General features: G+C 62.2%; 10 protein-coding genes and 1 pseudogene. 6 read left to right on the forward strand and 5 right to left on the reverse strand.

What is annotated here, in order from left to right:
- Positions 1–9: 9 nt before the first annotated feature.
- From PVV54_RS02185 to trhA, 3 genes are all read left to right on the forward strand, one after another.
- Positions 10–4,899 (forward strand): hybrid sensor histidine kinase/response regulator, encoded by a 4,890-nt coding sequence (locus PVV54_RS02185; RefSeq protein WP_274908390.1) that lies wholly within the window; start codon positions 10–12, stop codon positions 4,897–4,899.
- Positions 4,892–5,365 carry a chemotaxis protein CheW gene (locus tag PVV54_RS02190; RefSeq protein ID WP_274908391.1) on the forward strand — a complete coding sequence of 158 codons (474 nt, stop codon included), beginning with the start codon at positions 4,892–4,894 and terminating at the stop codon, positions 5,363–5,365. The genes PVV54_RS02185 and PVV54_RS02190 overlap by 8 nt, the downstream gene beginning before the upstream one ends.
- 158 nt (positions 5,366–5,523) lie before the next feature.
- The gene (trhA, locus tag PVV54_RS02195; protein WP_274908392.1) at positions 5,524–6,141 is read left to right on the forward strand and encodes a PAQR family membrane homeostasis protein TrhA; all 618 of its coding nucleotides are present in this window, start codon (positions 5,524–5,526) and stop codon (positions 6,139–6,141) included.
- On the opposite strand, the gene PVV54_RS02200 is transcribed toward trhA, so the two are convergent.
- The 3 genes from PVV54_RS02200 to PVV54_RS02210 form a co-directional block, all read right to left on the reverse strand.
- Entirely contained in the window at positions 6,138–6,857 is a 720-nt protein-coding gene (locus PVV54_RS02200) for a 16S rRNA (uracil(1498)-N(3))-methyltransferase (RefSeq protein ID WP_274908393.1), read from the reverse strand. The two genes, trhA and PVV54_RS02200, sit on opposite strands and share 4 nt — an antisense overlap.
- Before the next feature lie 128 nt (positions 6,858–6,985).
- Positions 6,986–8,392 carry an adenosylmethionine--8-amino-7-oxononanoate transaminase gene (locus tag PVV54_RS02205; RefSeq protein ID WP_274908394.1) on the reverse strand — a complete coding sequence of 469 codons (1,407 nt, stop codon included), beginning with the start codon at positions 8,390–8,392 and terminating at the stop codon, positions 6,986–6,988.
- Between the two features lie 79 nt (positions 8,393–8,471).
- On the reverse strand, positions 8,472–8,963 hold the full coding sequence (locus PVV54_RS02210; RefSeq protein ID WP_274908395.1) for a hypothetical protein: 492 nt from the start codon (positions 8,961–8,963) through the stop codon (positions 8,472–8,474).
- 210 nt (positions 8,964–9,173) lie between these two features.
- Here PVV54_RS02210 and PVV54_RS02215 point away from each other — a divergent pair.
- The 3 genes and pseudogenes from PVV54_RS02215 to PVV54_RS02225 all read left to right on the forward strand — a co-directional run.
- Positions 9,174–10,673, forward strand: a pseudogene (locus PVV54_RS02215) (flavin monoamine oxidase family protein); the annotation flags it as partial.
- A 216-nt stretch (positions 10,674–10,889) separates the two neighbouring features.
- Positions 10,890–11,441: a cytochrome b gene (locus PVV54_RS02220; RefSeq protein WP_274908396.1), complete on the forward strand. Its 552-nt coding sequence runs from the start codon at positions 10,890–10,892 to the stop codon at positions 11,439–11,441.
- A 34-nt stretch (positions 11,442–11,475) separates the two neighbouring features.
- Positions 11,476–12,054 (forward strand): YceI family protein, encoded by a 579-nt coding sequence (locus PVV54_RS02225; RefSeq protein ID WP_274908397.1) that lies wholly within the window; start codon positions 11,476–11,478, stop codon positions 12,052–12,054.
- A 135-nt stretch (positions 12,055–12,189) separates the two neighbouring features.
- On the opposite strand, the gene PVV54_RS02230 is transcribed toward PVV54_RS02225, so the two are convergent.
- Together PVV54_RS02230 and PVV54_RS02235 are read right to left on the reverse strand one after the other, a co-directional pair.
- Complete coding sequence (locus PVV54_RS02230; RefSeq protein WP_274908398.1) at positions 12,190–14,076, reverse strand: DEAD/DEAH box helicase; 1,887 nt, start codon at positions 14,074–14,076, stop codon at positions 12,190–12,192.
- Between the two features lie 219 nt (positions 14,077–14,295).
- Positions 14,296–15,084, reverse strand: coding sequence for a substrate-binding periplasmic protein (locus PVV54_RS02235; RefSeq protein ID WP_274908399.1), 789 nt, complete (start codon positions 15,082–15,084; stop codon positions 14,296–14,298).
- Position 15,085: the final 1 nt, after the last annotated feature.

Consider the following 15,085-nt stretch of genomic DNA (forward strand, 5'->3'; position numbering starts at 1 on the left):
GGAGTGGCCATGGCTTCTGCAGCAGTCAGCCCCGAACGCCACGACACGGTCGCCCTGGCCTGGACGCGTGCTGCCATCCTCGATTGCCTGGGCCAGGCGCGTCAGGCACTGGAGCGGTTTGCTGGCCAAACGGATGACCTTTCGATTCTCGCGTTCGTTGTGGATAACCTGCATCAGGTGCATGGCTGCCTGCGCATGCTCGAACTGCGCGGTGCCACCCGCCTTGCCGAGGAGCTGGAGTTGCTGGCCCGGGGCTTGGCCGACGGCCAGGTAAGCCCGCGCGGTGATTGCCTGGGCCCGTTATTCCGAGGCATGGAGCAGTTGCCTTCGTATCTGGAGCGGCTGCGCGGCGCACGTCACGACCTGCCATTGGTGATGCTGCCGCTGCTCAACCAGCTACGCGCCTGCCGCGGCGCCGAGCCGCTGGCCCAGAGCAGCCTGATCAGTGGCGCGGCGCAGCGCTTTGCCGGTTCCGACGACCTGGCCAACCTGGACTTGTCGCTGGGTAGTTGGCGTGAGCAGTTGCAGGCCGGGACGGGGCGTGACGCCTTGCGTTCGGTGGTGACGGCACTGTGCGATGACTTGATGCGCATCAAGGAGCGGCTGGACCAGTTCGTGCGCAGTGACCGCCAGCACAGCGAGCAGTTGGATGCGCTGCTGGCCCCCTTGCGGCACGTCGCCGACACCCTTGCCGTGCTGGGTTTCCAGCAGCCTCGGCGAGTCATCATCGACCAGGTGTTGGCATTGCAGGCCTTGGCCCAGGGTGAGCGCGAGGCAGATGACGCCACGCTCATGGATGTAGCCGGCGCCCTCTTGTACGTGGAAGCGTCTCTTAACGGCATGGTCGGCCCGCTTGAGCAGAACGGGCAGGGCGGGCTGCCGGGTTCGGACCTGGCCGAAATCCGCCAGCTGGTACTGAACGAAGCGCTGGCCGTGGTGCAGCAAGCCAAGGACTTGATAGGCGATTGCCTGGAGTCCGGCTGGCCCAAACAACGTTTGCAACCGTTGCCAGGGTTGTTGCACCAGGTGCGCGGGGCATTGGCGATGCTGATGCTGCCCACTGCCGCCGAGGTGTTTGCCGGGTGCGCAGGCTATGTCAGTGGCTGGTTGCAGCACCTGGAAGTGGAGCCCCCGCAGGATGAGCTGGAGCACTTGGCAGAGGCGTTGAGCGCGGGTGAATGCTACCTGCAATGGCGAGTGGCCGACCCACTGGCCGATGGGCAACCGTTTCTGGAAATGGCCCGCACCAGCCTGGCGGCGCTTGGCGTGCAATGTCACGCCGATGAGCGGGTAGCCGCTCACGACGGCAGCTCTGACGGTATTGATGACGAAGTGCGCGAGGTGTTCCTTGAGGAGGCCGGTGAACTGCTGCCGGAGATCGAGCGCCAATGGTTACGCTGGCGGGCCGACAACAGCTTGCGCGATGCACTGGCCGACGTGCGCCGTGACCTGCATACGCTCAAGGGCAGCGGCCGCATGGTGCACGCACAGGCTGTAGCAGAGTTGGCCTGGGGTGCCGAGCACCTGCTCAACAGGGTGCTGGAAGGGCGTATCACGCTGGCGCCGGAAGGCGTGGTGGCGCTGCAGCAAGTGTTCGTTCACCTGCCTGACCTGCTGGCCGACTTTGCGGCCGGCCAGCTGCCGCAATTGACTGAAATCGAACAACTGGCCGGGCATCTTCACGCCTTGGCCGAAAACGATGCCCCAGCCAGTTCCGAGGTGGATGGCCTGGACCCGCAGTTGCTGGACATTTTCCGCACTGAAGCCCAAGGCCACCTCGCCAGCCTGGATGGTTTTTTACAAAGTGCTACTGCTCAGGGCACGCAAGTCAGCGATGGCCTGCAACGCGCCTTGCACACCCTCAAGGGCAGCGCAGCCATGGCCGGTGTGCTGCCGATTGCCGAACTGGCAACCGCTTTCGATCGGTTGGTCCGGGAGTATCGGGGGCATCAGTTTTTGCTGCAGGAGGCGGAGATCCAATGGCTGGTCGCAGCGCGAGGCTTGTTCCAGTTGGGCCTGTCGCAGTTAGACACATCTCCGCTGGCGCCCATCCCGGGTGCCGCCATGTTGATCGAGCAAGTGGGCGAAGCGGTAGATACGCGCTTGGCCGCCCTGCATGACGAGCCTTCGCACGCACGGCGTAACAAACGCGACCCGCACCTGATCGCCAGCTTCCTGGCGCAGGCCATGGATATTCTGCTGGATGCCGAGTCGCTGCTGTCGCGCTGGCAGGAGCAACCGGCCCGGCGCGAGCCGCTCGATAGCCTGCTCGATGAGCTGACCACCCTCTGCCACGGCGCGCATCTGGCTGACCTATGGCAAATGGACGACCTTTGCGAAGCACTGCTGGACCTGTATGGCGCGGTGGAAGAGGGCAGCCTGGGTGCCGACGCGCGCTTTTTTGCCCTGGCACGGCACACTCATGAGGTGTTGCTGGACATGCTCGATGAGGTGGCGGCTGGCCAGGAACTCACCCCCCGCCCCGACTGCGTCGACGCCTTGCGCAACCTGTTGGCCGGCGCCTTGGCACCGGATGCAACCGGCCTGGTGGCGCCCGGTTCGGTAACCCCACTGCCAGCGTTGGTCGAGCAGCCCGAAGAGCCTGACAGCCCGGGTGATAAAGAGCTGCTGGAAGTCTTCCTCGAAGAAAGCTCGGACATCGTCGAAAGTGCCGCCTCCGCGCTGGCACGCTGGCAGGCCGACCCGCGCAACAGCGTGGAAGTGGAGAACTTGCTGCGCGACTTGCACACCCTCAAGGGCGGCGCGCGAATGGTCGAAATCGCGCCCATCGGCGACCTCGCCCATGAATTGGAGTTTCTATACGAACTGCTGGCGGCGGGGCGCCTGCCGCCCAGCGCGGCGTTGTTCGCGCTGCTGCAAAACTGCCACGACCGCCTGGCGCACATGCTTGATGCCGTGCGCCTGGGCCAGCCACTGCATGCCGCCACGGCACTGATCGACTACATCCGCAATTTCAGCAGCGCTGCCCTGACCGACAGCGCAGCCGGGCAGGCACCGGCAGAAACCGCACCAGCCGAGGTGCCTGCCGCTACGCCCGAGCGGGCCGGCGACATGGTCAAGGTGGATGCCGAGCTGCTTGACGACCTGGGCAACCTTGCGGGTGAACATTCGGTGATTCGCGGGCGTATCGAGCAGCAGGTCAACGACGCCCAGTTTGCCTTGAACGAGATGGAAACCACCCTGGAGCGCATGCGCGACCAGTTGTTGCGCCTGGACATCGAAACCCAGGGGCGCATCAGCAGCCGCCAGTCGTTCGAAGGTGATGCCTACGAAGATTTTGACCCGCTGGAAATGGACCGCCATTCCCAGCTGCAACAACTCTCACGGGCGTTGTTCGAGTCTGCCTCCGACTTGCTCGACCTGAAGGAAACCCTTGCCCAGCGTGCCCAGGAGGCGCAAAGCCTGCTGCAGCAGCAGGCCCGGGTGAACAGTCAGTTGCAGGAAGGCCTGACCGCCACCTTGATGGTGCCGTTCGAACGGCTGGTGCCAAGACTGCAGCGGGTGGTACGCCAGGTCGCCACTGAACTGGGCAAGCAGGTGGAACTGGTGGTCGGCAATGCCGAAGGCGAACTGGACCGCAGTGTGCTTGAGCGCATGGTGGCACCGCTTGAACACATGCTGCGCAACGCCGTCGATCACGGCCTGGAGTCGCGCGAAGCACGCCTGGCGGCCGGCAAGCCGGAGCAGGGCACGATCCACCTGAATTTGCTGCACGAGGGCGCCGACATCGTCATTGAAATGACTGACGACGGTGCCGGTGTTCCGCTGGATGCGGTGCGGCGCAAGGCCATCAAGCGTGGTTTGCTTGACCCTCAAGCTCAGCTGAGTGACCACGAGGTTTTGCAGTTCATCCTGCGCCCCGGGTTTTCCACGGCGGAAAAGATCACCCAGATTTCCGGGCGCGGCCTGGGCATGGATGTAGTACACGAGGAGGTCAAGCAACTGGGGGGCTCGATGAGTATCGAGTCGGCGCCGGGCAAGGGTGCACGCTTCCTGATCCGGCTGCCGTTCACGGTGTCGATCAACCGTGCGCTCATGGTGCATGTGGGCGAAGAGCAATACGCCATCCCCCTCAATACCATCGAGGGCATCGTGCGCGTGCCGCCCGCCGAGCTGGCGGCCTGCTACGAGCAGGAAGTGCCGCGTTACGTGTATGCAGGGCACGAATACCAACTGCGTTATCTTGGGGAGCTGCTGCAAGGCATGCCGCGGCCTGCACTGCTGGGGCAGAGCGTACCGCTGCCGGTGGTGTTGGTGCATTCTCAGGAGCAGTCATTCGCCATCCAGGTCGATAATTTGTCGCCGAGCCGCGAAATCGTGGTGAAGAGCCTTGGGCCGCAGTTTGCTGCCGTTGCCGGGTTATCCGGGGCAACCCTTCTGGGCGATGGCCGGGTCGTGCTGATTCTTGACCTGCTCGGCCAGTTGCGCGGGCAGCAGCGTCGCCTGGCCCGCCTGCCAGGCGGCAGCGGGGTGCAACGCACGTTGTTCGGGCCTGCACCTCGGCGAGCGTTGCTGGTGATGGTGGTGGACGACTCAGTGACGGTACGCAAGGTCACCAGCCGCCTGCTGGAGCGCCACGGCATGAGCGTGCTGACAGCCAAGGACGGTGTGGATGCCATGGCATTACTCGAAGAGCACCGCCCCGACGTGTTGCTGCTGGATATCGAAATGCCACGCATGGACGGCTTCGAAGTGGCCACCCGCATTCGCCGAGACGAGCGCCTGAAGGACTTGCCGATCATCATGATCACCTCGCGTACCGGCCAGAAACACCGCGACCGGGCCATGGCCATCGGCGTGAATGATTACCTGGGCAAGCCGTACCAGGAGTCGGTGCTGCTGCAGAGCATTGCCCATTGGAGCCAGACCCATGCTTGAATTGATCGCGGGGCAGCGCAGCAGCCTGACTGGCCTGCTGTTGCCAATGGGCGATCGCACCCTGGTGCTGCCGAATGTTGCCGTGGCGGAGCTGATTGCCCAGCGCAACCTGGTGTGTTTACCGGGGGAGCCTGCCTGGCATCTGGGCTGGATCGACTGGCGGCAGCAACGCTTGCCGTTGATCGGCTTTGAGGCGGCGTGCGGCGGGGAGACGCCGTGTGGCGAGCGTGCCCGCATCGTGGTGCTCAATGCCTTGGGGGACACCGGGCTGCGGTACCTGGCGGTATTGCTGCAGGACATTCCACGCTCATGCAAGCTCGACAGCCAGCTCAACTATGTGGATGTGGCGCTGGGTAGCCTGGAATTGGCGGCGGTGCAGGTGGGCGAGCAGGTGGCACGGGTACCGGACCTGATCGGGCTGGAAAGGCTGGTGCGTGACGCGCAATTGCAACCTGTGGTTGGTTAGGATGTAAGGCGGATGGCCCCTTAGCGGGTAAACCCGCTCCCACAGGATCTTCACCAACCCGTAAGGGAGTGCAATACCCTGTGGGAGCGGGTTTACCCGCGAAGGGGCCGGACCAGATCTACACGGAACCCAGCCCACCTCAGGAGGTCTGTGTTTGCATGTATTACGGTGAACGCTTCAACGCCTGGACCCACTTGGTGGGTGCCGTCCTGGCCTGCATCGGCGCCATCTGGCTGATTGTCGTCGCAGGCTTGCAGGGCGACCCCTGGAAGATCGTCAGCTTCTCCATCTATGGCAGCACGTTGCTGCTGCTCTACAGCATCTCAACGCTTTACCACAGCACCCGCGGGCGGGCGAAGCGGATCATGCGCAAGCTCGATCACCTGTCGATCTACCTGCTGATCGCTGGCAGCTACACGCCATTCTGCCTGGTCAGCCTGCGTGGGCCTTGGGGATGGAGCCTCTTTGGCGTGGTCTGGGGGCTGGCGGTGATCGGCATGCTTCAAGAGATAAAACCGCGTTCGGAAGCAAGGGTGCTGTCGATCATCATCTATGCGGTGATGGGCTGGATCGTGCTGGTTGCGGTGAAACCGTTGCTCCACAGCCTTGGCACCGCCGGCTTTGCCTGGCTGGCAGCCGGCGGGGTGTTCTATACCGTAGGTATCATCTTTTTTGCCTTCGACAGCCGCTTCCGCCACTGGCACGGCATTTGGCACCTGTTCGTGATTGCCGGCAGCCTGATGCACTTTGTGGCGGTGTCGTTGTACGTGCGTTAGAAGTCGCCCCACAGTTGCTGCGCGACCGACAGTGCCACCACCGGGGCTGTTTCGGTGCGCAGTACCCTCGGGCCAAGGCGGGCGGCGTGGAAGCCAGCGGCCTTGGCCTGGTCGACTTCCGCTTCGCTCAGGCCACCTTCGGGGCCGATCAGGAATGCCAGTTTCGAGGGCTTTTGATGGCTGGTCAGCGGCTCGGCTACCGGATGCAGCACCAGCTTCAAGTCGGCTTCGGTGCCCTTCAACCATTCAGCCAAGGTGACAGGCGGATGAATGACCGGCAGCGTCGAGCGGCCACACTGTTCGCAGGCGCTGATGGCTACCTGTCGCCAGTGGGCCAGGCGCTTGTCGGCGCGCTCGTCTTTCAGGCGAACTTCGCAGCGCTCGCTGACGATCGGGGTTATTTCGTTGGCGCCCAGTTCGGTTGCCTTCTGGATGGCCCAATCCATGCGCTCGCCGCGGGACAGGCCCTGGCCAAGGTGAACGTGCAGTGGCGATTCGGCTTGGCCAGCTAGGGCTTGGTCGAGGCTGACGCGCACGCTTTTCTTGCCCACTTCAAGCAAGGTGCCGAGGTATTCGGGGCCGCTGCCGTCGAACAGTTGCACGGCATCGCCGGGGGCCATGCGTAGCACGCGGCCGATGTAGTGGGCCTGGGCTTCGGGCAAGTCGTGCTCGCCGAGGCTCAAGGGCGCGTCGATGAAAAAGCGGGAAAGTCTCATGGTTCTGCTCAAACTCAAGGAGGGTCGCATTCCCTGTGGGAGCTGGTTGACCCGCGAATGCAATGGTGAAATTGAAACTGCATTCGCGGGTAAACCCGCTCCCACAGAGCTCGCTACGGGCTTCAGGGCTAGCCCGGATCGCGGAAGTCGGGGTGGAAGTTTGCAGGCACTGCAACGCTTACGCTATCGCGCGTGGCAATGTCGATGCCTTCGCTGGCCACTTCAGCCAGGAAATCGATCTGCTCAGGGGTGATGACGTACGGCGGCAGGAAGTACACCACACTGCCCAGCGGGCGCAGCAGCGCGCCGCGGGTAAGGGCGTGCTCGAACACTTTCAGGCCCCGGCGTTCCTGCCAGGGGTAGGCCACCTTGCCAGCTTTGTCCTGCACCATCTCGATGGCCAGTGCCATGCCGGTCTGACGGATTTCCGCCACATGCGCGTGGTCGGCCAGGTGTGCCGTGGCGCTGGCCATGCGTGCCGACAGGGCCTTGTTGGCTTCGATGACGTTGTCTTGCTCGAAGATGTCCAGGGTTGCCAAGGCAGCGGCACAGGCCAGGGGGTTACCGGTGTAGCTGTGCGAGTGCAGGAACGCGCGTAGTGTCGGGTAATCGTCGTAGAACGCCTGGTACACCGTGTCGGTGGTCAGGCACGCGGCCAGTGGCAGGTAGCCCCCGGTCAGCGCCTTGGACAAGCACAGGAAGTCGGGGCGGATGCCGGCCTGTTCACAGGCGAACATGGTGCCCGTGCGGCCGAAGCCTACGGCAATTTCGTCGTGAATCAGGTGCACGCCATACCGGTCACAGGCCTCGCGCAGCAGCTTGAGGTACACCGGGTGGTACATGCGCATGCCGCCGGCGCCCTGGATCAGCGGCTCGATGATCACTGCCGAGAGGGTTTCGTGGTGTTCGGCCAGGGTCTGTTCCATGGCCGCGAACATGTTGCGCGAGTGTTCTTCCCAGCTCATCCCCTCGGGGCGCAAGTAACAGTCAGGGCTGGGTACTTTGATGGTGTCGAGCAGCAGGGCCTTGTAGGTTTCGGTGAACAGTGGCACATCGCCGACCGACATGGCGGCGATGGTTTCGCCGTGGTAGCTGTTGGTGAGCGTGACGAAGCGCTTTTTCGCCGGTTTGCCGATGTTCTGCCAGTAGTGGAAGCTCATCTTCAATGCCACTTCAATGCACGATGAGCCATTGTCGGCGTAGAACACCCGATCCAGCCCGGCAGGTGTCATGGCTACCAGACGCTCTGACAGTTCGATCACCGGTTGGTGGCTGAAGCCGGCAAGAATCACATGTTCGAGCTGATCAACCTGGTCCTTTATGCGCTGGTTTATGCGTGGGTTGGCATGGCCAAACACGTTGACCCACCAGCTGCTGACTGCATCCAGGTAACGTTTGCCGTCAAAGTCTTCAAGCCACACGCCTTCGCCGCGTCGGATAGGGATCAGCGGGAGCTGCTCGTGGTCTTTCATCTGGGTGCAGGGGTGCCACAGGACCTTCAGGTCACGTTGCATCCACTGATCATTGAGGCCCATGGGCACTTCTCCTGGCATTGCGGCGGGGTTGGACCGCGTAAGCCTAAGCAAAGCCAGGAAGCAGGACAACCGCTGATGCTCAATGGCGGCAGGTGCGGGTCCATTCCAGCCGGCGGATATGCACGGTGCCGGCTCGTGAGGTTGAGATGGTCAGGCGGCGGAATGGGCCGACAATCTCTTGGTAATACGGCTGGGTAGCGATCGGGCCGGGCCAGGAGTCGGTGTAGCCACTGCCGGAAAGCGTCAGCCAGTAAAAGCTGCGGGGGGCGGGCGCACAGAGATCCATGTCGTAGCCGTCTGTGTCGAACAGCATTTGCACATCATCATAGTGGTGATCGCTGACCACATAGTATTCGAGGCAGAGCTTCTCGACTTCCTGGTTGAAGTGAATTTCCACCTCGCATTGCTCGCCTATTACCAGTTCGGTTCCGTCTTCGCCCTTGAACGCTTCATAAAGGCCTGCCCAACTGGTGCATTTTGAGAAAATGCTCAAGCCCGAAGGCGTTTCCACCATTTGTTCTTGCAACAATGACTGGCGTTGGACGCGTGCAAAATGCTCCTCATAGATCATGCGCGGCTCCTTTTGTCGGAATTTTCAGCCCACGACGGCAGCATTACGCACTGGCCAGCGCCTTGGCTACTGACAAAAATGCCAGTTGCCAAAAGCACTTGATATCGCTGTGCTGGCAGGGTGGTCATACCTGACGTATTCTTAACGCATATCTCTCGGGGCAGCCCTGCCTCTTCCCATTCCTGATGTTTTGACTCGGAGTTCGCCATCATGGCTGCTGCTTGGGTGCGTCTGTGCGCGTTCGTATTGATAGGTGTTTCCAGCGGTGCCGCGCTGGCAAAAGACAAGACACCGACGGCAATCGTGGTGGGTGGCGGGCTGGCGGGCCTTACCGCGGCCTATGAGTTGCAGAACAAAGGTTGGCAGGTGACCTTGCTGGAGGCCAAATCGGGCATGGGCGGCCGGTCGGGCCTGGCCACCAGCGAGTGGATCGGCAACAACAAGGCCCAGCCAGTGCTGAACCAGTACATTGACCGCTTCAAACTTGAAACACTGCCTGCGCCTGAGTTTGTGCGTACCCCGGGTTATCTGATCGACGGCGAGTACTTCAGTGCCGCTGACCTGGCAACCAAACAGCCTGCCACTGCGGAAGCCATCAAGCGTTACGAGAAGACCCTGGACGACCTGGCTCGCTCCATCGACGACCCGCTCAAGCCGCAGGCCACCAGCACGCTGTTTGCCCTCGACCAGATGAACGTTGCTACCTGGCTCGACAAACTGCAACTGCCCACCACTGCGCGGCAACTGGTCAATCAACAGATCCGCACTCGTTACGATGAGCCTTCGCGCCTGTCGCTGCTCTACTTCGCCCAACAGAGCCGCGTCTACCGCGGCGTCAGCGACCGTGACCTGCGTGCTGCGCGCCTGCCAGGTGGCAGCCCGGTGTTGGCGCAGGCGTTCGTCAAGCAATTGAAGACCATCAAGACCGGTTCGCCTGTAACGGCCATCATCCAGGAAAAGGACGGGGTGACGGTCAAGGCAGGCAGCGTAAGTTATCAAGCCGATTATGTGGTCATGGCAGTGCCACTGCGCGCCCTGGCCAAGATTCAAATGACCCCTGTGCTGGATACTCAGCATGTGGCCGCGCTCAAAGGTACCAACTACGGCTGGCGCGACCAGTTGATGCTGAAGTTCAAGCAGCCAGTGTGGGAGAGCAAGGCACGCATGTCTGGTGAAATCTTCAGTAATGCCGGGTTGGGCATGCTGTGGATTGAGCCGGCACTCAAAGGCGGCGCCAACGTGGTAATCAACTTGTCTGGCGACAACGCCCGCCTGCTGCAAGCCTTTGGTGACAAGCAGATGGTCGACCAAGTGTTGATCCGCCTGCACGCGTTCTACCCCAAAGCTCGAGGCGCGTTTACCGGGTACGAGGTCAAGCGTTACAGCACCGACGTGGGTACAGGCGGCTCCTACCTGGCTTACGGCCCAGGGCAGATCAGCAAGTACTGGCGCCTGTGGGAGCGGCCGGTACAGCGCATAGCCTTTGCGGGCGAGCATACCGATGCGCTGTACCCCGGCACCCTCGAAGGTGCGTTGCGCAGCGGGCAGCGTGCCGCCGGCCAGGTGCAGGATTTGCTGGCAGGCAAATCGTTCGAACCGGTCAAGGCTGAGGCTGTCGCAAAGGCTGCACCGGCGAAGGTGAAGGAAGAGTCGGGCTTCTTCTCCCGACTGTTCGGAAGTGCCGACAAGCCTGCTACCAAAGTGGAGCCGGTTGCCAAGGCTGACTGACGGCATTACAGCACCGGCTTTCTGATAACGGGGGCCGGTGCTGACAATCTGTAATTACCCGCTATCGTTAATGTTTCCTTAATAGCTGACTCACACACTAATCATCGTATTTCTCGATAATCCAAAGCAGTTTTTTTCGCTTTAATTCGATACGTTTAGCGTTAGTCTGTGCACAGCTTTCACGGGGAACACGTCAACATGCAACTGCGCAACTCACCTTCTCGCTATGGCGTGGTCAGTATCGTCCTGCACTGGGGCGTGGCACTGGCAGTCTTCGGCCTGTTTGGCCTGGGCCTGTGGATGGTCGGCCTCGATTACTACAGCCCATGGCGCAAAGCTGGCCCGGACTTGCATAAAAGCATCGGCCTGGTCCTGCTGGCAGTGATGCTGTTGCGAGTGCTATGGCGCTTCATCAGCCCACCGCCGCCGGCACCTGCCAACCATGGCCCTCTTACCCGCGTGGCAGCCAAGCTTGGCCATCTGGCGCTGTACTTTGGGCTGTTCGCCGTGATGATCGCCGGTTATTTGATTTCCACCGCCGATGGCGTGGGCATTCCGGTGTTCGGCCTGTTCGAAGTGCCGGCACTTATCAGCGACCTGCCTGACCAGGCGGACCTGGCTGGCGTGATCCATTTGTGGCTGGCGTGGGGCTTGGTTATTTTTGCCCTGCTGCATGCGTTAGCTGCACTGAAACACCACTTCATCGACCGTGACGCGACCCTGACACGCATGCTGGGCCGCAAAGCTTGACTCACAACCTCAATTGCAAAGGAAGGAAGTAAGGATGTTGAAAAAGACTTTTGCCGCTCTGGCGCTCGGTACCGCTCTGCTCTCCGCTGGCCAGGCCATGGCTGCCGAGTACAAGATCGACAAGGAAGGCCAGCACGCGTTCGTGGACTGGAAGATCAGCCACCTGGGCTACAGCTTCATCCACGGCACGTTCAAGGACTTCGACGGCAACTTCACCTGGGACAGCGCCAAGCCTGAAGCCAGCAAGATCAATGTCGACCTGAAAACCGCCAGCCTGTGGTCGAACCACGCCGAGCGTGACAAGCACATCGCCAGCGCCGACTTCCTGGACGTGAAAAAGTACCCGGATGCCAAGTTCGTCTCCACCGCCGTTAAATCGACCGGTGCCAAGACTGCCGACGTGACCGGCGACCTGACTCTGCACGGTGTGACCAAGCCGGTGACCTTCAAGGCCGTATTCAACGGTGAAGGCAAGGACCCGTGGGGCGGTGAGCGTGCTGGCTTCAATGCTACCACCACGCTGAACCTGAATGATTTTGGTATCAAAGGCCCGGGCGCGACTTCGCAGACGCTGGACCTGGATATCAGTGTTGAAGGTGTGAAGCAGAAGTAATTTTGCTCGGCTGACATAACAATGGGGCTGCTGCGCAGCCCTTTCGCGACACAAGGCCGCTCCCACAGGAGATCGCATTCTCCTGTGGGAGCGGCCTTGTGTCGCGAAAGGGCCGCGAAGCGGCCCCATCGTTTTTTAGCGGTTACGCGTCAGCAGCGCAGGCCGCTCACCGCGTGGGCGGCTTGGCGCGTCATCCAGCTGCTCAGGCGTAGGGAACCGATCCAGCTTGGACTCCTTGCGGATGATCACTGGCTGGTTTTGCGGTTCACGCGCGCTGCGTACCGCCGGCTCCTGGCGTGCCGAATCATCACGTCGACCACGGCCGCCACCGTTGTTGTCACGTCGGGTACCACCGCCGTTGTTATTACGAGCCGGCCGTTTGTCGCCACCGGCGTTGCGTTGCTGGCCACCACCATTACGGGCCTGGCCACCGGTGCCGCTACGCTGCTGGCCGTTGTTCTGACCTTGGCCCTGACCCTGACCACCCGGGCGACGGTTACGCCCCTGGTTCTTGGCATTCTGGTAAGGGCTGACATAGTCGGCGCGGTTGCCAAAGTTGTCGACATCGTCATCCAGGAATTCTTCCGGATCGCGGTCGGCAGGTACTTTCGGTGCGCTGCTGGTGCCAGCGTTGGCCTGCTGTTGGCGCGGCTTCTTGTCACGCGGCTTGCGTTGCTGCTGCTTGTCGCCGGACTTTTCCTTGTCCGCCGGTTTATCAGCCGCCTGCTGCTTGGCCTTACCTTTGTCCTTGCCCTTGTCCTTGCGGCCACCGCCGCCTTCTTTGGCGCCTTCGCCACGGGCCTGCTGGTTGCGGCCACCACGGCCGTTGTTCTGCTGGCGCTCGCGGGCTTCAGGCTTCTCGGCCTCAACCTGGCTTGCGTCAAAGCCCATCAGGTCGCCATCAGCGATCTTCTGCTTGGTGACGCGCTCAATGCTCTTGAGCAGCTTTTCTTCGTCAGGCGCGACCAGGGAGATCGCCTCGCCAGAGCGACCGGCACGACCGGTACGGCCGATACGGTGAACATAGTCTTCCTCGACATTCGGCAGCTCGAAGTTGACCACGTGAGGCAACTGGTCGATGTCCAGGCCGCGGGCGGCGATGTCGGTGGCGACCAGCACGCGTACGCTGTTGGCCTTGAAGTCGGCCAGCGCCTTGGTGCGGGCGTTCTGGCTCTTGTTGCCGTGAATGGCAGCGGCGGTCAGGCCGTGCTTTTCCAGGTACTCGGCCAGGCGGTTGGCGCCGTGCTTGGTGCGGGTGAACACCAGTACCTGTTCCCAGGCACCCAGAGTGATCAGGTGGGCCAGCAGGGCGCGCTTATGGCTGGCAGGCAGACGATAGACGCGCTGCTCGATGCGTTCGACCGTGGTGTTCGGTGGCGTGACCTCGATGCGCTCCGGGTTGTGCAGGAGCTTGTCGGCCAGGTCAGTGATGTCTTTGGAGAAAGTGGCCGAGAACAGCAGGTTCTGGCGCTTGGCTGGCAGGCGTGCCAGTACTTTCTTCACATCATGGATGAAGCCCATGTCGAGCATGCGGTCGGCTTCATCGAGCACCAGGATTTCCACGTGGGCCAGGTCAACCTTGCCTTGGCCGGCCAGGTCAAGCAGGCGACCAGGGCAGGCCACCAGCACGTCCACACCCTTGGCAATGGCCTGGATCTGCGGGTTCATGCCGACACCGCCGAAAATGCAGGCGCTTACCAGCGGCAGGTCGCGGGCGTAAATCTTGAAGCTGTCATGCACCTGGGCGGCCAGCTCGCGAGTGGGTGTGAGCACCAGCACCCGCGGTTGGCGTGGGCCATGGCGCTGGGACTTGTCGGGGTGGCCGGTCGGGAACAGGCGTTCGAGGATCGGCAAGGCAAAGCCGCCGGTCTTACCAGTACCTGTCTGCGCGGCAACCATCAGGTCGCGGCCTTGCAACACGGCGGGAATGGCCCGCTGTTGCACAGGGGTCGGCTGGGTGTAGCCCGCGGCCTCGATAGCGCGGACAAGAGCCTCGGAGAGACCGAGGGAAGCAAAGGACATGGGCAATCCTGTTCTCGTGTGGGCTGGGCCCGTTGGGATGTTCTGCCTGGCGCGACGGGCATCGGTGGGATGCGATCGCGTCCGGTCCAGCTGGGCTTTCACTGCACATCCGGGAAGCGGAGGGTGGACACCGAAGAGGCGTCTGTGCCGATCAGGATGCCTGTTGCGAGGCCGAGCGTCCGGGCGTGAGCCGGGCGGGAAGGCCCGAGTATAACAGAGCTATCGCAGCGTGCTGCTTTCCTGCTGCTCAACGGCGCCAAGAAGATTGCTTACGTCGCCAATGTAACGTTCGATTATCGCCACGTAGGCAGGCTCTTGCTTGAAGCGTCGGAGTTCATCTGAAAACGCGTGGGCAAGCGCCTCGCGGCCCGGTTTGCGGGCCAGGCCCAGGAACTGGGGCTGGCGGTTCACCACCAGCGGCAGTTCGTCGACCTGTTGTTCCAGGCCAAGCTGGCGACGCACGTAGCGGCCAACCAGCCGGTCGGTGATCAACAGGTCGATGCGCCCGAGCACGAGCTTGCCGAAATTGGCTTCATGGCTGGGGGCGGCTTCACGGCTGAAGGCGGCTGATTCGTTGAATGCGCCGCCATAGTTGTACCCAGGAGAGGTGCCAACCCTCAGGCCAGCGAGGTCGCTCAAGCGCGAAATGAGATGGCGGCGGTCACTGGCCTGGTACAGCACGAACTCGACATCCGACATGGGCTCCGCCGGGTAGACCATGTAGGCCTTGCGCGAATCGGTTTCGAAGATGTCCATCACCCCGTCGGCCAGCCCTTGCTCGATCATTGCCAGGCACCGTTTCCAGGGAAGGAATTGCCACTCCACCTCTACCCCCAGCCGCCGGAACACCTCATTGGTCACTTCATAGTCGATGCCTTTGGGCTGGCCCGCCTCGCGAAAAACGTAGGGTGCCCAATCGTCGCTCACCAGGCGCAGCCGGTCACCCAGCGCCATCGGGCTCAGGCAGGCGAGCAACAGGATGCACAGCAGGCGGGTGATGTGGGGCATG

The sequence above is a fragment of the Pseudomonas sp. PSKL.D1 genome (assembly GCF_028898945.1).
Taxonomy (GTDB): Bacteria; Pseudomonadota; Gammaproteobacteria; order Pseudomonadales; family Pseudomonadaceae; genus Aquipseudomonas.

Excerpts from the sequence above, each read along its gene's own strand:
- PVV54_RS02210 (WP_274908395.1), bottom strand. The coding sequence starts at position 8,963 with ATGATCTATGAGGAGCATTTTGCACGCGTCCAACGCCAGTCATTGTTG.
- PVV54_RS02225 (WP_274908397.1), top strand. The coding sequence starts at position 11,476 with ATGTTGAAAAAGACTTTTGCCGCTCTGGCGCTCGGTACCGCTCTGCTC.
- PVV54_RS02185 (WP_274908390.1), top strand. The coding sequence starts at position 10 with ATGGCTTCTGCAGCAGTCAGCCCCGAACGCCACGACACGGTCGCCCTG.
- PVV54_RS02230 (WP_274908398.1), bottom strand. The coding sequence starts at position 14,076 with ATGTCCTTTGCTTCCCTCGGTCTCTCCGAGGCTCTTGTCCGCGCTATC.
- PVV54_RS02205 (WP_274908394.1), bottom strand. The coding sequence starts at position 8,392 with ATGGGCCTCAATGATCAGTGGATGCAACGTGACCTGAAGGTCCTGTGG.
- PVV54_RS02200 (WP_274908393.1), bottom strand. The coding sequence starts at position 6,857 with ATGAGACTTTCCCGCTTTTTCATCGACGCGCCCTTGAGCCTCGGCGAG.
- PVV54_RS02190 (WP_274908391.1), top strand. The coding sequence starts at position 4,892 with ATGCTTGAATTGATCGCGGGGCAGCGCAGCAGCCTGACTGGCCTGCTG.
- trhA (WP_274908392.1), top strand. The coding sequence starts at position 5,524 with ATGTATTACGGTGAACGCTTCAACGCCTGGACCCACTTGGTGGGTGCC.
- PVV54_RS02220 (WP_274908396.1), top strand. The coding sequence starts at position 10,890 with ATGCAACTGCGCAACTCACCTTCTCGCTATGGCGTGGTCAGTATCGTC.
- PVV54_RS02235 (WP_274908399.1), bottom strand. The coding sequence starts at position 15,084 with ATGCCCCACATCACCCGCCTGCTGTGCATCCTGTTGCTCGCCTGCCTG.